Below are 20,169 nucleotides of genomic sequence, written 5' to 3'. Positions count from 1 at the left end.
CCTCCAGGAAGGTCGAGGCCATCGCGGCGGGCATAAGCCGTGAAGCGGAGCGAGAGTTGGTGTGCTGTTCTCATTCAGTGCTCTTTGTCGGGCCATTTGGCCGGAGGGACCCTCATGAAGCGTTCATTGATTGCTGCATTCTGCATGCTGACAGTGTGGTCCGGTGTGGGCAACGCTGACCAGAGCAGTGAGACTTACCTGCTCAGCCCCGGTGATGTCGTCATGGTTTCGGTGTGGCAGGAAGACAGCTTGCGTCAAGAAGCCACCGTACTACCCGATGGCAGTATCACGTTCCCCTTGGCGGGGCGCATCAATGTTGCCGGGCAGGATGTAACGGCAGTTGAAAAACAGGTGGCTGCCAAACTCGAAAAGTTCCTCCCCGACCCGAACGTCAGCGTTGTCGTCAAGAGCATCGCTGGCAACCTGGTCTATGTCCAAGGCAAAGTGATCAAGCCGGGCGCCGTGCAAATGGCAGGCCCTACGGCGGTACTTCAGGCCCTGAGCATGTCGGGTGGCCTGGACAAGTTTGCTGACGAAAGCGAAATCAAGGTGGTCCGCGGCACGGGCGCTTCACAAAAGATCCTGCCCGTGCGATATAAGGACCTGGTGTCTGGGCGGGACATGTCCACCAACATCCAACTTCAGGCTGGCGATACGCTGGTCGTTCCTTGATCTTGCCTTTAATAAGAACATTTAATGCCACTTCTTAAAACAACACGCATTGCAACGGCAATCCTGGTCTTGCCGTTTACGGACGCGGTCCTGGCGGCAAATTGGCAGTCTACGGTGGTGGTACCGACATCCGTCGAATACGACAGCAACCCCTTGTTGCTGACCTCGGGGGAAAAAGGCGTAACGCGCACGATCATTGCGCCGGACTACACCTTGATCGGAACCTTCGACCGTGACGAATTGAGGTTGGGGTTGGGCATGCATGTGTTGCGCTCATCCGACACGGACGTGGTCGATGACCGTGAAGACCCCGACCTGAGCCTGGGCTGGCAACGCACGACCGAGCGTGGGCGTTTTGGCCTGGTGGCACGCTACAACGAAAGCTCGACCCTGTCGGGGACGGTGCTGGACACTGGCGTCATCACCACCGACGGCACGCAAAAGCTGTATACGCTGACTGGCAACTGGAGCCAGGCGGTCACCGAACGCAGCACCTTGAGCAACGAAACCACCTACAACCGTGCCCGTTATGACATCAGTTCGCTGACGGGGTACGACGAATTGGCGAACGTCTTTACCTGGACCTACGCCTGGAACGAGCGGGCTGATCTGTACACGCGTTTTGGCGCCCGGCGCTACGAGCCCGAGCAAGACCTTACTGCCACGGCTTCCAACAGCTACACCCCGGCGGTGGGGATCAAGTACCAGCTCTCCGAGCGCCTGAGTGCCGACGCGCATGTAGGCGTCAACGAAGTGTCTGGCGATGAAGGTGGCCGACGCGGGGAGGGCGGTGTTTCGTTGCTTTACACCGGCGTGCGCGCTGACGCCAGTTTTACCGCCGAACGCAGCACGGTGGCCAGCGCCGAAGGTGGTTTCGCTGAGCTGGACCAGGTACGCGGCGTGTGGAGCTACGCGGTCAGCGAGCTGAACCGGGTAGGTGCGAACGCGGCCTGGCAAGACAGCAAAGGGCAGAGCCCCAACACATTGCAGACTTACAGCGTTTGGGCCAGCCGCCAGTTTTCGCCGTACTGGGACCTGCGCCTGTCGCTGATGTACAAGGAACGGCAGCAGGACCATGTAGCAGATGCAACCGCTACGATCGTTGGTTTGACGTTGACGTACAGGTACCCCGACATCTGAACTTCAGGCAGGTGGCCCCATGAAGTCTGACTACGAACTCTCCATCAGAGATTACATCGCCATTATCAAGGACAGGGCCCTGGTGTTAGGGGTGAGTGCCGCAGTCATTCTTGCCGCGACCGTGGCTGTCGCGTTGATGGTGCCGCCGATCTACCAGTCGACCGGCACCATCCTGGTGGAGTCACAGCAGATTTCCCCCGAGCTGGTGTCGACCAACAACACCAGCTTTGCCGATGAGCGCATCGAGGTGATTCGCCAGCGGGTGATGACCCGCGAGAACCTGCTGCGCATCATCGGCAAGTACGACTTGTTCGCTGACAAGCGCCTGAGCGAAAGCGACAAGATCGACCAGATGCGCAACGCCATCGTGGTTGAAACGCTTACCACATTCGTGCGCGGGCGCGGTGAAGCCACCGTGGCGTTCAATGTATCTTTCGAGCACAAACAGGCGCAGGTGGCCAAGGAAGTGGCCGACGAACTGGTAACGTTGTTCCTCAACGAAAACCTCAAGCAGCGTACCGAACGCGCCAACGAAACCACCGAGTTCCTCACCCAGGAGGCCAACAAACTGGGGGCGGAGCTTGCCAGCCTGGAAAACCAGCTGGCCGACTTCAAGCAGGCTCATGCCAATGCCTTGCCCGAGCACCAGACCCTGCGCATGAACATGTTGTCGCGTTCGGAGCTGGAGTTCCGCGAGGTCGACCGTGACTACAAGGCTGCCCAGGAAGAGCTGCGCTACCTGGAGCTGGAGCTGTCGGCGGCCAATGCCGGGCTGGCCACCAAGGTCACTGATGGCACCCGGCAGGCCACTGCCGATCAGCCCGAGGACTTGCCCAGCCTGAAAGCCGAGTACGCCCGCTTGCTCACCCGCTACAAGGATGCCCACCCGGATGTGGTGGCGATCAAGCGCAAGATCCAGGCACTGGAAGCCACCGGTGGTCGCACAACGGCGGCCTCCTCGGTGAGCCTCGACGTCGCTCGCGTTCGCGCCAAGATGAGCGCTGCCCAGGAACGTATCACTTCACTGGCCGATCAAAAGCGCGAACTGACCAAGAAGATGGAAGGCTACGAGGCCGAGATCCTGGAGGCACCTCAGGTCGAGCGTGGCCTGGTGACCTTGATGCGTGACCACGACAACGCGCGCAAGAAGTACGAAGAAATCCGGGCCAAGGAAATGGGCGCCAAGATTACCGAAAGCCTGGAGCAGGAGAACAAGGCCGAACGCTTTGTTTTGCTGGAACCACCGCTGCTGGCTGAAAAACCGATCAAGCCCAACCGCAAGAAAATTGCCGCCCTGGGGCTGGTGCTGGCACCGGCAGGCGGCGGTGCGTTGGTGATGCTGCTGGAAATGCTCAACCAGCGTGTCCGCGGCGTCGGCGCCCTGGAAAACCTGTTGGGCAAACGGGTGCTGGTGGCAGTGCCCTATATCGATACCCGGGCCGATGTTGCCCGGCGCAAGCGCTGGCGTAACTGGCTGATCCTGGCGGCACTGGCGTTGGCGGCTATCATGGTAGTGCTGGTGCACGTGTTCTACATGCCACTGGATGTGCTGTTGTTCAAAGTCCTATCTCGGTTTGCATAGGGAAAGCAGTGATGGACAGGATCAAGCCGGCTGTTGGCAACAATCTTCATCAGGTCACCCCTGGTACCCCCCAGGCATTATCACCCCCACCAGGTACGGCGCTGGCGGAAGTGCCAGGCCAGTTCGACTACGTAACCACCAAAGTGGTGCCGCTACGCCCGGACCACCTGGAGCGCCATCGCATTGTGGCGTTCAACAAGAATTCCAACATGAACGGGCCGATCGACCTGCTGCGCACGCAAGTGCTCAGGATGATGGACGAGAACGGCTGGCGTACCCTCGCCATCACCTCGCCAACCCCTGAAGCGGGCAAGACGGTGCTGGCGATCAACCTGGCCATGAGTATCGCCCACCACACCACCAAGACTGCGTTACTGGTGGATTTCGACCTGCGCCGGCCCAAGGTAGGCAGCTGCCTGGGCCTGCCAATGGAGCAGGCACTGAACGAGTTCCTGACGGACAAGGCAGAACTGCAAGACTGCCTGGTGAACCCGACCCTGCCACGCTTTGTGGTGCTACCGACGCGGGTGCCGGTGCCGTTGTCAACCGAGATGCTGTCTTCGCCCAAGGTAAACACCCTGATCGACGAGTTGCGCAATCGCTATGAGTCGCGCATCTGCATTTTCGATTTGCCGCCGTTGTTAAGCTCTGACGATGCGATCACCGTGATACCCAAGTTCGATTGTGTATTGCTGGTGGTGGCCAACGGCATGAACAACAAGAAGGAAATCGAGGATTGCCTGCATTACCTGGCGACAGTGAACCTGGTGGGGACGGTGTTGAACAAGGCGGACGAGCAGCCACGCACCTACTATTGAATTGAAAATCCCACCCTTGTAGGAGCAGCCTTGTGCTGCGAAGAGGCCGGCACTGGCATACACGAAATTTGCAGTCACCACCGGCCTCTTCGCAGCACAAGGCTGCTCATGGGATGCTCAACGACTCCAGGGATATTGCAATTCCCACTGCCAGGCATGCCGCACAATCTGCTCCAGCGAAACGAACTCCGGCCGCCAGCCCAGTACGCTCAATGCCTTGCCGGCATCCGCCACCAGCCTGGGCGGGTCTCCGGCGCGACGTGGCGCATCGAGCACGCGGATTTCCCGGCCAGTTACGGCGCGGGCAGTATCGATCACCTGCTGCACTGAAAACCCATGGCCATTACCCAGGTTGAACGCCGTACGTTCACCGCCCGCCAGCAGATAATCCACCGCCAACGCATGCGCCGCCGCCAGGTCGGCCACATGCACGTAATCACGAATACAGGTGCCATCCGGCGTGTCGTAGTCCCGGCCAAACACCGTCACCGCCTCGCGGCGCCCTGAGGCCGCCTGCAGGATCAACGGGATCAGGTGGGTTTCCGGCTCGTGGCGCTCGCCCAGTTGGCCTTCCGGGTCTGCGCCTGCCGCATTGAAATAGCGCAGGCAAACCGATTTCAAGCCATAGGCGCGGTCGAAGTCCTCAAGAATCTGCTCGACCATCCATTTGCTCAGCCCATACGGATTGATTGGCCCCTTGGCATGCGCTTCATCGATGGGTACATAAAGCGGGTTACCGTAAACGGCCGCACTGGAAGAAAACACCAGATGCTTGATGCCTGCATTCACCATGGCCTGGAGCAGGCTGAGGGTGGCGGCGACATTGTTCTGGTAGTACTTGCCAGGTGCGCTGACTGACTCACCTACCTGGATGAACGAGGCAAAATGGAACACGGCATCGAAGCGGCACACGCCAAACAACACATCCAGTGCGCGCTCGTCGGCGATGTCCAGCCTGGCCCATTGAACGCCAGGTGCAGGTTCAACCAGGTCGGCCACCACCACCTCGTGGCCTGCAGCGAGCAAGTGCTTGACCATGTGCGAGCCGATATAGCCGGCGCCACCGACAACCAGGAACTTCATCCGCACCTCCTGTGACCTGCTGTTTTACAGACGCAGTGAACCGTCCCTGAAAAGTACAGGTGAGTGGGCCAGCTACAGGTGACTTGAGCGTAGATGGCCAGATGCCCTATTTCAAGAACAGCCAGTTGGACATGTAATTGCTGTCGAACGTAATCAGGTAATGCCCGTCCTTGTGCGTTGCCGGCAGCGGCTTGAGTTGTGCCTGTGCATCCCGGGCGAACAGTTTCAGCCCCGCGGGCGCCTTGACGGTGAGGCTGCCTTCGAGTGGTTCGACGTTGAACGGCGTCTTGTCATCGGCTTTGGGCAGGGCGCGGGTACCCAGAGACAACAGCAGCTCCCTTGACTGGCCCAGCGGTTTACCGTCCAGGCTTTGTACCGCGACGCTGGCGTAAGGCGTTTTTGTCTGCACCTGGATGGCCCCAAGGCTGATTGCACGGCCACCCAGCCAGCCCGTGGCCGCCTGGGTCAGCGGAGTGTCGATGGTGTAGATGCCTTGTTGCCAGTTGCGCTTGAGTTCGCCGGTGTCGGTCACCGATTCGGTGGCATCAGCGGCCAGCAATGATTGCCCCGGGTCTTGCAGCACTTGCGCTCCCGCGGGAATGGCGGCCGGTTTCAACCACGGCAACTCCGGTGTTTGCGGCAGCGCGATCTGCAGCTGGCCCTTCTCCATGGCGGTGCGCAACAACGGCGAATTTCGCGGGGTGATCTCCTGGTTGTACAGCGTGGCGGGTGTCGGTGCGAACACGTAATGGGTGGTGGCAGGCTTCACATCGGCACGCCGGTAGAGTAGGGCGGCTGCCGGCAAGGTGGCGATCATCGCCGGGTCGTTGTAAGCGTGCCAGTTATCCGCGGTGCGCCAGCCCGGGTTGAAACCTTGCTGGCTGTAGGCATATTGCATCAGCGCATCCCAGCCCTGGTGGCTGGCGGTACCGGCCACGTACAGCGGCAGCGAATGGCGGTCGGGCAGGGGGAATGGCTCGGCGTTCCATTCGGTGACGGTGAGCGGTTTGCCGACCACCTGGGCAGCGGCGATCCAGTCGATCATGCCGTCGCTGGTCAACGGGTTCTTTTCCAGCTGGCCAATGGCGCCGTAGCTGTGGGCGTCGACGACATCCCCTACGGTCAGCGCGGGCAGTGCACTCAGGCCATTGCCACCCCACGTGCTGGTGGTGGCGATCGGTACCTTCACACCCAGACCACGGAGGTGGGCGATCATGTCGGCGTTGAAGCGCTGCTCCAGTTCGTTGAGCCACAGCTTCGAGGGGCCGTGCTCCCAGGCGCGCCAGGTCTGGTCGACGGGCAGGTTGTATTGCCGGGCGAACGCTTTGGCCGCTGCCATGTAGCGTTCGCTGTGGCGGGGCACATCCTTGTTCGGCATCAAGGCATTGCCGTAGTGCTGGGTAAGGTCGTTTTCGTTGGTGATCAGCACCGCGGCGATGGCCGGGTCGTCCTTGTAGGCAAGGCCTGTGTATTCGTTCACATGGGTCAGGTATTGCTCGGCAAAACGTTTCATCGCCTGCTGAATACTGGTGTTCACATAGGCGTAGCCCTTCAAGTCGACGCGATCATCGTTTTTGGGCAGTTCCTCGAAATCTTCAATCTTGTCGTTGGCAGTGAGTGCGCGTTGCACGTGCATGTCCAGCCAGATATAGATGCCTTCGTCCTTGAGCGCCTTGATCCACAGGTCGAGCTTGCGTAGCGACTCGGCGCTGAGCTGCTGGGTATCGCGCACCAGGGTGCCATCGCCAAACACGTTCGGGCTGACCCAGGGCGAATCGTGGTGGTGCAGGCGCACCAGGTTGAAGCCCAGCGCCGACAGACGCTTGGCCTGCTGGCGGATTTCCTCATCGGGGCTCTTGAACAGCGAATAGGCAGACAGGTTGGTGCCCCAGAAACGCACCGGTGTGTTGTCTTCGAACCTCAGTTGTTCGCCCACTGCCTTGACGAAGCCGCGCTTGCCGGCCGGTTTTTCCGCAGCGTTGAGGAATGACAGGTCCACAGGCGAAGTGCGCCAGTCAAGCTGGTCGTCGGGCCAGCTGGCGGGGTCGGCCAGGCCAAAGCGTTCGGTGGGGGTGGGGCCCAGGTCGATGTCGCCGGTAATGTTCAGCACCGCGTTGATCTGCTGCCGGCCAGCGCTGATCGGGTCTGTGTAGAAAAATGCGCGCAGCTCGGATGGGTTGCCGCGCTCGAAGTACACGTTGGCCAGAGGCGGCTCGAAGCGCATTTCTATGCGCCTGCCCTGGTCAGGTTTGCCCCATGACCAGCCACGGTTGTCGGGCAGCAAGATCGGGGCGCCCATCTCTGCGATTTGCTCCGTGTCGAACTGGAACACCATGCCGCCGCCCATGACCCCGCTCTGGCGGCTATGCGCGTCAAGGTCGAAGGCCCAGCTCAGGGTTTGCGGCTGTTGCTTGCGGATGTCTGCGGTAAGGTCGAAATCCAGCTCCTTGTTCTTGCCCTGCAATGTGTAGTGGTAGGGGCCGTTGACCTTGAAGTCCGTGTAGAAGCCGGTCCAGCTCCAGTTGGCCGCCCAGAAGTCGAACTTGGCCTTCATCACCGGCCCGCCGCCGCGGGTCACCATGGGCAAACCGTTCTGTTCCTCGACGCTGACCTGCCAGTCCGATGACCAGCCGGCCAAAGGCAGCACCGCCAGGCCAGCCATGACCGAAACCCGCACAAGGGCAAACACATTCATGGGCATTACCTGGGTTGAAGGCCGGGTTCGGCCAGCTCGGGTGCCTGGCTGTTGTGCAGACGGCGGACCATCTGGATGTAGGCCACGCCCAGCCCGCCGATTGACCAGTACACCACCGGGATGAAGGTGATGCTGCTGACGGTGAAGATAATGACCAGAATGCCGATCAGCGTTGCCAGCAACACCCGCCCCAGCTGCCTTCGCTCGTCATCCTTGTCGGCAAAGCTGCGCATGGCCTTGCGGATGCCCCACAGCACCACGGCGAAAAACGCCACGAACAGGCCAAGCCCGACCAGCCCGACCCGCAGCGCCAGGTTGATGTAAGTGTTGACGATGTCGATGATGCCTTCGCCCTGGATCATCGACTGCATTTCCGGGGTGTTGCGGAAGTCGAACGAGCCAAACAGCGGGTTGCGCTGGATGACGATCCACGAGTTGTCCATCAGCCGCTCGCGGTAGGTGATGTTTTCTTTTTCCAGGTTGCCAATGAACGGCAAAAGGTCCAGTACCTTTTCGCCGCCGGGCACGATGGTCAGCAAGGGCAGGGCGAGCATGCCGGCAGCTGCCAGCAGCGTCAGTCGCCGGACGGCCCCTTTGCCCAAGGCAATGAATACCACCACGATCACCACCACGCCTATCCACGGGCCACGAGACAACGGCGCGAACAGCCCGGCGGCCAGCAACAGGGCGCCCATTGCCCGCTGCAAGGGGCGCTGGACATAACCCTGCACGAACAGGAACAGGCCGATGGCCACGCTCATCACATAACCCAGGGCAATAGCTTGCCCGGTAGTGGCGCTGGCACGCAGCGCACCACCCCGGCTCAGGTAGCCGGACATGCTCCAGGGCACGCCCATGGCATCCACCAGGGCGCTGTAAAGCAGCCAATGGCGCACGTATTCGGCCACTGCGATCAGTGCCAGCACAAAAGAGGCAAGCACGAAGGCCAGCAACGCATCCTTGAAGTCGCTGACCTGGCGCAGCCCACGGCTGGCAACGTAGTACGGCAGGAACACATCGACAAACAGGTACAGTGCCTGGCGCAGGGTATCCGTAAGGGTGGTCTCGCGCAGGTACAGCACGCTCATCAGCAGCAGGCCGGCCGCCAGCAACTTGTCGGGCCAGGTGCGCCCGAAGCGCAGAGTGTCACTTTGCCGGCGCAGCTCCAACGCTGCCGGCAACAGCACGCACAGGGTCAGCAAGCGGATATGGTTGAGGTCGACCAGGTAGTTGACCACGCCGAACCCGGGCACCTGCACCGACGCCGGCGGGATCAGGAACAGCAGCATGTAGAACAGCGCCATGGGGTTGTGTTCGCGGCGCGTGGCAATCAACAGGATCACGGCACCCGCGCCCAGGTACAGCCAGAAGCTGTGCGATACGAAGGCCAGCACGGTAAGCAGGAACCACAAGTTGCGCCGGCGCTTGAAGTCACCGAGCGGAATCAGGTCGGTGGCAGGGCGCCGCGCCAGCAGGAAGACCACGCTCGCCAAAAACAGAATGACGATCAACGCACGAAAATGTTCAGGCATCGGCTATGTACACCTTTCCCTCGGTGGGCAACGGCTAGCATCGTGGCTAATTGAAACTATAGTGACTTTTAGCCAATCAGTCAGAGATTGAAGTCATGCCGTCGATTGATGTGTCAGCTGCCGCAAGCTTGCGCAAGCGAGCCATGAGAGCCGGGTCATGGAACCTGGTTTCCCAGGTGGCTTCACAGGTCATGCGCCTTGGCGGCAACCTGATCATGGCCCGTTTGCTGCTGCCCGAAATGTTCGGGGTGATGGTCATTGCCACCACGGTCTCGGTACTCCTGCATTTGTTGTCGGACGTAGGGCTACGGCAGAACATCATCCAGAGCCACCGGGGTGACGACCCGGACTTTCTCAATACTGCATGGACCGTGCAGATCATTCGCGGCTTCTTGCTGTTTGGCCTCACCCTGCTGCTGGCCTTGTGTGCCTGGGTGGCACAGGTGGAAGAGTTGTGGCCGGCGGATTCCACGTATGCCGCGCCCGTGTTGCCGATGGTGTTGGCATTTACCGGGCTGTCGGCAGTCATCTGGGGCTTCCAGTCCACCAAGATAGACGTGGCTGTGCGTACTTTCCAACAAAAGCGCGTGGTGCTGGTCGACCTGGCGTCACAAGCGGCCGGCCTGGTCGTGATGCTGGTTCTGGGCTTGCTGACCCATTCGATATGGGCGTTGGTCATTGCCGGGCTGGTGTCTGCCGTTGCCTGGACCGTACTGGGCCATACCGCTCTGGAGGGCCCGAACAATCACCTGCGCTGGGACCGTACCGCGCTTACCGAACTGATTGTGTTCGGCCGCTGGATCCTGTTGTCGTCGATGGTGGGGGTGCTGGCCATGTACGGTGACCGCATCCTGTTCGGTGCCAGTATGTCGGCAGCGCAACTGGGGGTTTATTCGATTGCAGTGCTGATCCTGGGTGCGGTGCAGACGGCATTGATGAAAATTGTCGGCGCGGTCGCGCTGCCCGCCTTCAGCGAAGCGGCCCGGGCCGATGACAAGGAGCGCCTGAAAGCGCTGTATCACCGTTTCCGCCTGCTGGTCGACCTGCTGGTGCTGTTCATCTGCGGCGGTTTTCTCACTGCCAGCCCACTGCTGATCGGCTGGATGTACGACGATCGCTACAGCGAAGCAGGGCCGATGCTGGCAATTCTCTCGCTGTCGTTCATCGTATTGCGCTATACCTTGGCACATCAGGTGTGGATTGCCTTGGGTCTGACGAAGTACCAGGCCATGGATAACATCATCCGCCTGGTCTCGCTATGGGCGTTGCTGCCGCTGTTGCAGGCGATCGGTGGTGTGGAATGGGCGATCTGGGGGGTTGCCTTGCATACCGTACCAACGCTGGTGCTGATTGTGTATGTGAATTGCAAGCTGGGAATCTTCAGCCTCAAACGTGAACTGGTGGTGCTGCCGATGCTGCTGGTCGGGGCGCTGTGCGGGGCGTTGCTGACGGCCTTTTTCAACTGGTTGTGAGGCAGCGTGCTGGGTGTAACTTTCATGAGTACAGGTCACGGGATCATGGGGAAGCTTACTTTTTGTAGTGCGCAGGTGGGGCGTAGGGGGTTTCTCCAGAGCTGTGTCTTGCTGGGCGTCGGTGGCGCCGTGTTCGGCACTTCTGCAACCGTTGCCGGCAAACCTGTTGAACAGTCAGGGTTCGTGGTCATCAACGGCTGGGTATTGCCGTCCCGCTACTTCCGGAACGAGCAAGCATGATCAACGACTTCGAGCAGCAGAAGACGCTGCGTGATCATTACGATTTCTGCATCATTGGTGCCGGCCCGGCAGGTATCACCCTGGGCCTGCGGCTGGCTGCGGCTGGCTGGAGCGTGTTGCTCGCCGAAGGCGGCGGGCGTGAGTATGCGCCGCACTCGCAAGGCTTGTATGCATGCACCTCCACAGGCCTTGAGTTGTATGCCGAAGAAACCCGCCTGCGCTACCTGGGCGGTACGTCCAACCATTGGGCGGGCCGTTGCCGCCCATTCACCCCTTCGGACTTTTCCATCGCCCCGCCTGGCGAGCTGCCTGGGTGGCCGATTCCCTATTCGGAGATAGAGGGCTATCTGCCTGCGGCCATGGATATCGTCGACCTGCCGCCAGGTTCGGATTTTCGTGCCATGAATACCGGCCTCAATGGCGGCGACTTCGAGCCCGATCGCTTTCTGCTTAGCCCACCCACGCGCTTTGCGCAGAAATACGCCACGGCGCTCGAGCAGACCAAAGGCCTGGACGTGTTCATCAACTGCAATTGTGTGGACCTGGAGTTCGACAAGGCTTCCGGCCACCTTGCTGCAGTGGTGCTGTCCGATTACCAGCGCAACCGGCAGCGCCTGGTGGCCAGCCATTTCATCCTGGCCACGGGCGCCATCGAAAATGCCCGGCAGCTGTTGAACAGTGAAACCTTGGTGGCAGCGGGCGTGATTAACAAGGATGGCCTGGTTGGCGGGTGCTTCATGGAGCACCTGAACATTGACCTGGGCACCTTCATCCTCAAGTCCGGGCAAGACCCGGAGCCGCGCCAGTACTACACCACCGATGCCTTTGTCGACGAGTACAAAGCCGGTAAAGGCAACGTCACCGCCGCCTTGCTGGCTGATGTGCAAACCTATGGGCGTACCGCCGAGGTCAAGCATTTTCTCGAGAACCTTGCCTGTGACTGGGGCTTCGCCAGCAAGGTGTCCTTCGTTGCCAAGTTCAGCTGCCCCGGTGACGGTGTGATCAGCACCATGATCGAGCAGTTCCCCAACCTGCACAGCCGCATTTCACTGCTGAACGAAAAGGATGCCCTGGGCATGGCCAAGGTCAATGTCAACTGGGCGCTGAGCGCCGATGACAGGCATACCATCAAGTGCATCGGCACCGAACTGGCCAAGCAGTTCGCCGATATGGACCTGGGGTTCGTCAAGCTCAACGACTTTGTCTACGACACATCGATACCGCTGAAGATGGCACCCCATGCCCACCACATGGGCACCACGCGCATGGCCGCTTCGCCGCAATTCGGTGTGGTTGATGCCAACTGCAAGGTGTTTGGTACCGAAAACCTGTACGTCGCCGGCAGCAGTATTTTTGCCAAGGGCGGCGCCTCCAACCCGACCATGCCGCTGCTGCAGTTTGCCGTGCGGCTGGCCGACCACCTCAATGCCAGGATGACGGCGGCCAGGGGCGCCGTGGCGTGATGCACGCTGTACATGGGTTGAGAGCGCTGCGGTCAGCAACCAGAAGAACGAGACCGGAACGCCTCAGGGACACTCCAGAAGGTTTTGATCGCGAGGCCAGGCAGTATGAAGGGATGGATACGCAAGGCAGTGGCGCACTATGCCCATGCAACCGGGCGGGGGGGCACGTTCTACAGGCGGTTCTGCAGGCCTTCGGGGCTTGAATGGGGCGCCTACCTCACCCGCTGGGGCAATTTTCACTCGGTCGGCACCAACTTCTTTGTCAATACAGGCTGCAAGTTCCTTGACCCGTCGCTGGTGCGCATCGGTAACAGCGTGGGCCTGTCCGACTGCACGTTGATCGGTCATGACGGGGTGGTATTGCTGATTGAGCATCGCTTCGGCAAGCACCTGGACTCGGTCGGGTATATCGATATCAAGGACAACTGCTTCATCGGCCACGGAGCCATCATCATGCCCCGTGTGACCATCGGCCCGGAGTCGATCGTGGCTGCAGGCGCGGTGGTGACCAAGGACGTGCCGCCGGGCACCGTGTATGGGGGCAACCCGGCCGTGTTCATCTGTACCACCGAGCAATTGATCAAGCGGGTGGAGGAGCGCTGCGAAGCCTACCCCTGGATCGACCTGGTCAAGCAGCGCAATGGCGCCTACGACCCGCAAGTGGAGCCGCAGCTGATGGCGCAAAGGCGCCAGTATTTCTTCGGGGACAGCAAAAATGGCTAGCAAACCTGTGGATGTCATGGTGGTCAATTTCAATACCGCCGGGCTGCTGCAGCCAATGTTCGATGCGCTGCGCCGCGCCGACAGCGAGCGCCTGGCCAGTTACCTGGTGGTGGACAACGCATCGCGCGATGACTCGGTGCAGCGCATGGCCCAGGTGTGCCCCGAGGCACTGCTGCTGAGCAACAAGCAGAACGTAGGGTTCGGCCGGGCCAACAACCAGCTGCTGGCGCACCTGAAAGGCAAGTACGCCTTGCTGCTCAATACCGATGCCTTCGTGGCCGCCGACTCCCTGCAGAAAACCCTCGACTACATGGAGGCCCATCCAGATTGCGGTGTGCTGGGGGTGCGCCTGGAGGGGCGCGACGGTGACCTGCAACCCAGCTGCCGCTACTTCCCCACACCGCTCAACGTGTTCGTCGGGCGTACCGGGCTGGGGCGGTTCTTCCCGGGGTTGAAGATGGTCGACGAAATGAACTGGGACCACGCGTCGGTGCGCGAGTGTGACTGGCTGCCCGGCTGCTTCTACCTGGTGCGCCGCGAAGTGCTCGACAAGGTGGGGCTGTTCGACCCGCGCTACTTCCTTTATTACGAAGAGGTGGACCACTGCAAACGGGTGAAGGAGGCGGGCTGGAAAGTGGTGTTCTACCCGCATACCACGGTGGTGCACATCGGCGGCGAAAGCTCCAAGTCGGTGGCCGAGCTGGAGGCGGCAAGCCGGCAGATCTCGGCGTACCAGATCGAAAGCGAGTTGTTGTACTTCCGCAAGCATCATGGGGTGGCAGGGCTGGCCCTGCACATGCTGCTGGTTACCCTGGGTGACCTGGTGCTGGCACTCAAGGCGCTGTTGAAACGACGCGGCTGGGGCGCGATACAGGCCTGCTGGCGTCATTGCCAGGCGACCTGGTCATTGTTGTTCAAGACCCGGTACGCCAGCCAAGCGACAAGGTAGGTGGAGCCATGTTCGAGAATATTCGTGCTGACCTGCGGGCCCACGGCGGTGACTGGGGCGCGCAGGGCTTCTGGGTACTGCTGGTGTATCGCTTTGGTCGCTGGCGTTATACCGTCCGCCCGGCGCTGCTGCGCAAGCTGTGCTCGCTGGTCTACAAGGGGTTGTTCAAATTCGTGCAGATCATCACCGGCATCGAGTTGCCGTGCGAAGTGGTGATCGGGCGCAACTTTGTCATCGATCATTTTGGCGGCATCGTCATCAGTGGCTATGCACGGTTCGGCGACGACTGCCGTATCCGCAACGGTGTGGTGGTGGGCTTGAAGAATGTCAACGAGCCCATTGCCCCGGTGTTCGGCAACAACGTCGATATTGGTACCGGCGCCAAGGTGCTGGGCAGCATTCGCATTGGCAACAACGTGATCATTGGCGCCAATGCGGTGGTACTGGTGGATGTGCCGGACAACTCGCTGGCGGTAGGGGTACCGGCCACCATCAAGACCAGGGTGCCGGCTGCCACGGCGCCGGTCGAGCGAACACCATGACGGCAGGCATCGGCGTGGTGGTCATCGGCCGCAACGAAGGCTCGCGTCTGGAGCGCTGCCTGCGTTCGCTGGTGCAGGGGGCGGGCAAGGTCATGTACGTCGATTCGGGCTCCACCGACGGGTCGCCGCAGCTGGCGCGCAGCCTGGGGGTGGACGTGCTTGCGCTGGACATGGGGGTGCCGTTCACCGCCGCACGCGCCCGCAACGAAGGCTTTAGCGCCTTGCAACAGCTATTGCCGTCGATGCAATGGGTGCAATTCGTCGATGGCGATTGCGAGGTGGATGCCCACTGGCTGGCCACGGCGCAGGCATTTCTCGACCAACATCCAGAGGTAGCGGTGGTGTGTGGCCGTCGGCGTGAGCGCTTCCCGGAGCATTCGGTTTACAACCTGTTATGTGATCTGGAATGGGACACCCCGGTCGGTGAGGCCAAGGCCTGTGGTGGCGATGCGCTGATGCGTGCAGACGCCTTTGCCGCCGTTGGCGGTTTTCGCGCCGAGCTGATCGCTGGCGAGGAACCGGAACTGTGCGTGCGCTTGCGGGCCAAGGGTTGGAAGGTCTGGCGCCTGGCTGCCGAGATGACCTTGCACGACGCGGCCATGACCCGTTTCAGCCAGTGGTGGCGGCGCAGCCTGCGTGCCGGCCATGCTTATGCCGAAGGCGCCTATCTACATGGCCAGCCGCCTGAACAACACTGGCTGCGTGAGTCGCGCCGGGCCTGGCTGTGGGGCCTGGGCATCCCCCTGGTGATCGTGCTGGCCTGCCTGTTGCTGGGTAGTTGGGGCTTGCTATTGCTGTTGATCTACCCGTTGCAGGCTGTGCGCCTGGCGCGCCGCGGCGGTAAATCGGCGCGCGAGAACTGGCTGCAGGCGGTGTTTCTGGTGTTGGGCAAGTTTCCGGAAATGCTCGGCCAACTGAAATTCCTGCGCCACCGCTTGGCGGCCGGCAAATCGGCTTTGATCGAGTACAAGTGAGAGAGACCCATGATGCTCGGCACCCTCGTGAAAAGCGTGTTCACCTTGCAACCGGGCTACTCGTTGCGGGCGTTGAACAACAAGTACAAGTTGACGCGGCACATTGCCAGGCAATGGCCTGAGCTGAGTGGTTTCATGCAGCGCATGACGGCAGCGCTGGGCCCGCAAGGTGTGCAGCGGCTGGGCGTGGATTGCATCGGCATGGTGCAGTGGCCTTACCTCAGCAAATGCTGGGAGGCCCCGCAGCGCCTGGAGGTGGTGGCTTCGCACTTTGAAGTGCTGGCCGGGGAATTTCCGGCACTGTTGCTGCTGGGGCGGGACGAAAGCCTGACGTTGTGCGACCTGGCCAGCTATTCGCCGGGCTGCCGACTGGTACTGGACCGCCCCATCTGGTTCAAGCGTGAAGGTGAACTGGTACTGAACCTGTTTCAGGGCGACCTGCGTGTGGCGTCGTTGGCGTTTACCCTGTGCCGCCACCAAGGTGAGCTGTTGATGTTCATCGGTGCCGTGCAGGGCATTCACAAGGGCATCGACAGCGAAACCTCGCTTGCCATCTACCGCGACCTGACCAAGGACTTCGAGGGGCTGCGCCCGCGCAGCCTGCTGCTAGAAGCATTGAAGTGCCTGGCGCGCACGCTGGGCGTTGTGCGCCTGTATGCCGTCAGCGATGCCTGTCGGCACCATCGCCACCCGTATTTCGGCAGCGACAAGGCCCAGGACCTGGCGGCCAACTACGACGTCATCTGGCAGGAAAACGGCGCTACTGCGTCGAACCGCGAGGACTTCTTCATCATCCCGTTGGCACCGGCCCAGCGGGCCGAACAGGACATTCCGGCAAAGAAACGCGCAATGTACCGCCGTCGCCAGGCGCTGCTGGACGATGTTTTTCTGCGCTTGCAGGCTGCATTGCCGGGCAGCAGTCACAACCTTGGACTACAAGGAAAACAGGGGGATGCATTTGCTGTGAGTGCATCGGCAGTAGACAGACCACCCGTAGTCGACAGCCTGAAGTGAAGGTTGGCAGGGGAGGCCGGTCATCAAGCGGGTTGGGATCTGAATTCGTATGCGCATTGCTTACTTCATCAATCAATACCCGAAAGTCAGCCACAGTTTCATCCGCCGCGAGATCCTGGCGCTGGAGCGGCTGGGCGTAGAGGTGCAACGCATTGCCCTGCGAGGGTGGGATGCCGAGTTGCAGGACGCCGAGGATGCGGCCGAGCGGGGCAAGACCCGCTATGTGTTGCAGGCAGGCGTGAAGGGCTTGCTGAGGCCAACGTTGCAGGTACTGCGTGCACAGCCCGGGCGGTTCTTCCAGGCTTTGTGGCTGGCCATGCGCCTTGGCCTGCGTGCCGACCGCGCCTGGCCCTACCACCTGGTCTACCTCGCCGAAGCGTGCCAGGTGCTTCAGTGGCTTCAGGCCAGTGAGGCAAGGCACGTGCATGCTCATTTCGGCACCAACTCCACCGAGGTGGTGATGCTGGCCAACCGGCTGGGCGGGCCTGCCTACAGTTTTACCGTGCATGGGCCGGAAGAGTTCGACAAGCCGCAGTTCTTGCACATGGGCGAAAAGGTGCGGCGCGCCGCCTTTGTAGCGGCAGTCAGTTCTTATGGGCGCAGCCAGCTGTTCCGCTGGGTGGCGCACGAACACTGGGCCAAAGTGAAGGTGGTGCATTGTGGCCTTGAGCGGGGCTTCCATGAGGTGGTGCCGGTCAATGTGCCGTCAGCGCCACGGCTGGTGTGCGTGGGGCGCCTGTGTGAACAGAAAGGCCAGTTGCTGCTGCTTGAGGCGGCACGTCAGCTTGCTGCAAAGTCGATCGAGTTCGAATTGGTGCTGGCTGGTGACGGCGAGATGCGCCAGCAGGTCGAGGCCTTGATTGCCCGGCACGGCTTGCAGCAGCACGTGCGGATCACCGGCTGGATCAGTAGTGCACGGGTGCGCGAGGAGGTCCTTGCCGCCCGCGCGCTGGTATTGCCCAGCTTCGCCGAAGGCTTGCCGGTGGTGATCATGGAGGCCATGGCCTTGCGCCGGCCGGTACTCACCACCTTTGTAGCGGGTATCCCCGAGCTGGTGCGCCCGGGCGAGAATGGCTGGCTGTTCCCCGCCGGTGCTGTGGACGAATTGGCAGCCGCCATGGCCGACTGCCTGGCGCAACCCGCCGACGTGCTGCAGCGCATGGGCGAGGCGGCCTACCAGCGGGTATTGCAACGGCATGACATAGACACTGAGGCGGCCAGGCTGGCCGGCTATTTCAAGGCATCCGCATGATGAGTGTACTGGGTTGGTTGCTGGGCCTGCTGGCGGTGTCCGCCTGGGTGCCGGTGTCGGTGTTTTTCGTGCAGGTGCTCATGGCATGCCTGCCGCCGCGTTCGCGGCCCCTGGGCAATGGCGTGCGCCCGCGCGTTGCGGTGCTGGTGCCCGCACATGATGAGGCGGCTATCATCCGCACGACGCTGGCGAGCATTACCCCGCAATTGCAGGAAGGCGACCGCTTGCTGGTGGTGGCCGACAACTGCTCCGACGAAACGGCTCGCCTCGCCCGCGAGGCGGGTGCAGAGGTGGTGGAGCGCTTTGATGCAGTGCGGCGTGGTAAAGGTTATGCCCTGGACTTTGGCGTACGCCACTTGGCTGGCCAGCCACCTGAGGTGGTGATCGTAGTGGATGCCGACTGCCAGGTAGGCGAGGGGGCAATTGAATGCCTGGCGCGCCGTTGCAAGCAGGCACAACGCCCGATACAGGCGCTGTACCTGATGCGCGCGCCCGCAGGCAGCGGGCTGAAAGTACAGGTGGCCGAGTTTGCCTGGCGGGTAAAGAACCTGGTGCGTCCGCGCGGGTGGGCGCGGCTTGGCCTGCCGTGCCAGTTGATGGGGGCCGGGATGGCATTCGGTTGGCATGATCTTGCCTTGATCAACCTGGCCAATGGGCACCTTGTGGAAGACGTGAAACTGGGCCTGGACCTGTGCCAGCACGGCAAGCCGCCACTGTTTTGCCCTGAGGCGCTGGTCACCAGCCAGTTTCCCGCCAGCCAGCAAGGCCTGAACAGCCAGCGCACTCGCTGGGAGCATGGCCACCTGGGGTTGATGCTGGCCGACGCACCCAAGCGTGCGCTGGCAGCCATCAAGCAACGTAATGGCAGCCTGCTGGCCATGACCCTGGACTTGCTGGTGCCACCCTTGGCGCTGCTGGTGCTGACGTTGCTCGGGCTAAACGTGGTGGCCTGGCTTGCGTACCTGCTGCTGGGTATTGCGGCGCCTGCGTGGATTGCCCTGGCGGCGTTGGCCATGCTCGGCGTTGCGGTTTTGCTGGCGTGGGCACGGTTCTGCCGGGAGCTGATACCGTTTTCGGTGCTGCTGTACGCGCCATTCTACGCTGCCAGGAAAATCCCCTTGTACCTGGGGTTTCTGATCAAGCGCCAGGTTGAATGGGTGCGCTCCAAACGGGATGACGACTGATGGCTGCATGGCAATGGCAGAAACGCTGGCAAGGCATCATCAACGGGCTCGAGGTAGTGCCAGACAGCAGCGCAGCGCAGCGTTTGCTCGACAGGCTGGCTGCCCCGCAGTGCGCAACCGTGCTGGGGTTCGTCAATGCCCATGCGATGAACCTGGTGGTGCGCGACGCTGCGTACTGCCAGGCGTTGTCGGCGGCCGACGTGCTGCTGCGCGACGGCTCCGGCATGGCGATCCTGTATCGGCGTATGGGGCTGGAGCCCGGGCTGAACATGAACGGCACCGACTTTATTCCCAGCCTCATGGCGGCTTATCGCGGGCGCCGGGTTGCGTTCTGGGGCACGCAGCAGCCGTACCTGAACCAGGCCGTGCAACGCTGTGAGGCACTGTTTGGCGTGCTACCGGTTTCAGTCCACGATGGCTTTGCCAGCGTCGACACCTACCTGAACCTGGCCAAGGATCACCAACCAGAGTTGATCGTGCTGGGCATGGGCATGCCCAAGCAGGAGGCGGTAGCAGCCAGGTTGGCAGCGGTTGGCGGACCGTGCCTGATCGTGTGTGGCGGGGCTATCCTGGACTTCCTCGGTGGCAAGGTAAGCCGGGCACCGCATTGGCTACGGCGCCTGGGGGGCGAATGGGCCTACCGGCTGTTGCGCGAGCCAAAACGTTTGTTCATGCGTTATGTGGTGGGCAACCCACTGTTTTTGTTGCGAACGCTGCTGTACGGCAGGGCAGCCGATTCGGCCAGAGGGGCTGGATGAATCGGCCAGAATCCGCCTTGATGGCGGGTGGCTGCTACAGTGAGATCAGTGGCTTGGGGGCTGCACGATCCTGCTT

Annotated in this window: 17 protein-coding genes; 14 read left to right on the top strand and 3 right to left on the bottom strand. The window is 61.5% G+C overall.

Annotated elements, in window-relative coordinates:
- Positions 1 to 114 precede the first annotated feature (114 nt).
- The 4 genes from ACQKPZ_RS02420 to ACQKPZ_RS02405 are packed head-to-tail and all read left to right on the top strand — an operon-like array spanning position 115 to position 4,212.
- Positions 115 to 672 (top strand): polysaccharide biosynthesis/export family protein, encoded by a 558-nt coding sequence (locus ACQKPZ_RS02420; RefSeq protein ID WP_427535343.1) that lies wholly within the window; start codon positions 115 to 117, stop codon positions 670 to 672.
- Between the two features lie 24 nt (positions 673 to 696).
- Positions 697 to 1,812, top strand: coding sequence for a hypothetical protein (locus tag ACQKPZ_RS02415; protein WP_427535341.1), 1,116 nt, complete (start codon positions 697 to 699; stop codon positions 1,810 to 1,812).
- A gap of 19 nt (positions 1,813 to 1,831) precedes the next feature.
- The gene (locus tag ACQKPZ_RS02410; RefSeq protein WP_427535339.1) at positions 1,832 to 3,394 is read left to right on the top strand and encodes a GumC family protein; all 1,563 of its coding nucleotides are present in this window, start codon (positions 1,832 to 1,834) and stop codon (positions 3,392 to 3,394) included.
- An 11-nt stretch (positions 3,395 to 3,405) separates the two neighbouring features.
- Positions 3,406 to 4,212, top strand: a complete 807-nt coding sequence (locus tag ACQKPZ_RS02405; protein ID WP_427535338.1) for a CpsD/CapB family tyrosine-protein kinase — start codon at positions 3,406 to 3,408, stop codon at positions 4,210 to 4,212.
- A 117-nt stretch (positions 4,213 to 4,329) separates the two neighbouring features.
- On the opposite strand, the gene galE is transcribed toward ACQKPZ_RS02405, so the two are convergent.
- The 3 genes from galE to ACQKPZ_RS02390 form a co-directional block, all read right to left on the bottom strand.
- Complete coding sequence (gene galE, locus ACQKPZ_RS02400) at positions 4,330 to 5,295, bottom strand: UDP-glucose 4-epimerase GalE (protein WP_427535336.1); 966 nt, start codon at positions 5,293 to 5,295, stop codon at positions 4,330 to 4,332.
- 106 nt (positions 5,296 to 5,401) lie between these two features.
- A complete protein-coding gene (locus ACQKPZ_RS02395) occupies positions 5,402 to 7,996 on the bottom strand; it encodes a cellulase family glycosylhydrolase (protein WP_427535334.1) in 2,595 nt (864 codons plus the stop codon).
- The gene (locus tag ACQKPZ_RS02390) at positions 7,996 to 9,522 is read right to left on the bottom strand and encodes an O-antigen ligase family protein (protein ID WP_427535332.1); all 1,527 of its coding nucleotides are present in this window, start codon (positions 9,520 to 9,522) and stop codon (positions 7,996 to 7,998) included. Before ACQKPZ_RS02390 ends, ACQKPZ_RS02395 begins: the two co-directional genes overlap by 1 nt.
- A 95-nt stretch (positions 9,523 to 9,617) precedes the next feature.
- Between ACQKPZ_RS02390 and ACQKPZ_RS02385 the strand changes: the two genes are divergently transcribed.
- The 10 genes from ACQKPZ_RS02385 (at position 9,618) to ACQKPZ_RS02340 (ending at position 20,093) form a co-directional block, all read left to right on the top strand.
- Entirely contained in the window at positions 9,618 to 10,994 is a 1,377-nt protein-coding gene (locus tag ACQKPZ_RS02385; protein WP_427535330.1) for an oligosaccharide flippase family protein, read from the top strand.
- 236 nt (positions 10,995 to 11,230) lie between these two features.
- A complete protein-coding gene (locus ACQKPZ_RS02380; protein WP_427535328.1) occupies positions 11,231 to 12,697 on the top strand; it encodes an FAD-dependent oxidoreductase in 1,467 nt (488 codons plus the stop codon).
- A 105-nt stretch (positions 12,698 to 12,802) separates the two neighbouring features.
- Complete coding sequence (locus ACQKPZ_RS02375; RefSeq protein WP_391125841.1) at positions 12,803 to 13,420, top strand: acyltransferase; 618 nt, start codon at positions 12,803 to 12,805, stop codon at positions 13,418 to 13,420.
- Complete coding sequence (locus ACQKPZ_RS02370; protein ID WP_391125838.1) at positions 13,413 to 14,369, top strand: glycosyltransferase family 2 protein; 957 nt, start codon at positions 13,413 to 13,415, stop codon at positions 14,367 to 14,369. The genes ACQKPZ_RS02375 and ACQKPZ_RS02370 overlap by 8 nt, the downstream gene beginning before the upstream one ends.
- A gap of 8 nt (positions 14,370 to 14,377) precedes the next feature.
- Positions 14,378 to 14,911, top strand: coding sequence for a serine O-acetyltransferase (locus ACQKPZ_RS02365; RefSeq protein WP_427535326.1), 534 nt, complete (start codon positions 14,378 to 14,380; stop codon positions 14,909 to 14,911).
- Positions 14,908 to 15,885: a glycosyltransferase family 2 protein gene (locus ACQKPZ_RS02360; protein WP_427535324.1), complete on the top strand. Its 978-nt coding sequence runs from the start codon at positions 14,908 to 14,910 to the stop codon at positions 15,883 to 15,885. The genes ACQKPZ_RS02365 and ACQKPZ_RS02360 overlap by 4 nt, the downstream gene beginning before the upstream one ends.
- 9 nt (positions 15,886 to 15,894) lie before the next feature.
- On the top strand, positions 15,895 to 16,899 hold the full coding sequence (locus ACQKPZ_RS02355; RefSeq protein ID WP_427535323.1) for a VirK/YbjX family protein: 1,005 nt from the start codon (positions 15,895 to 15,897) through the stop codon (positions 16,897 to 16,899).
- A gap of 49 nt (positions 16,900 to 16,948) precedes the next feature.
- A complete protein-coding gene (locus ACQKPZ_RS02350) occupies positions 16,949 to 18,151 on the top strand; it encodes a glycosyltransferase (RefSeq protein ID WP_427535321.1) in 1,203 nt (400 codons plus the stop codon).
- Positions 18,148 to 19,335, top strand: a complete 1,188-nt coding sequence (locus ACQKPZ_RS02345) for a glycosyltransferase family 2 protein (protein ID WP_427535319.1) — start codon at positions 18,148 to 18,150, stop codon at positions 19,333 to 19,335. Before ACQKPZ_RS02350 ends, ACQKPZ_RS02345 begins: the two co-directional genes overlap by 4 nt.
- Positions 19,335 to 20,093 (top strand): WecB/TagA/CpsF family glycosyltransferase, encoded by a 759-nt coding sequence (locus ACQKPZ_RS02340; RefSeq protein WP_427535317.1) that lies wholly within the window; start codon positions 19,335 to 19,337, stop codon positions 20,091 to 20,093. The genes ACQKPZ_RS02345 and ACQKPZ_RS02340 overlap by 1 nt, the downstream gene beginning before the upstream one ends.
- The last annotated feature ends 76 nt before the right edge of the window (positions 20,094 to 20,169 follow it).

The organism is Pseudomonas sp. NPDC089547 (assembly GCF_050280665.1).
GTDB lineage: Bacteria > Pseudomonadota > Gammaproteobacteria > Pseudomonadales > Pseudomonadaceae > Aquipseudomonas.
This window is presented reverse-complemented; position numbering and strand designations above follow the sequence as displayed.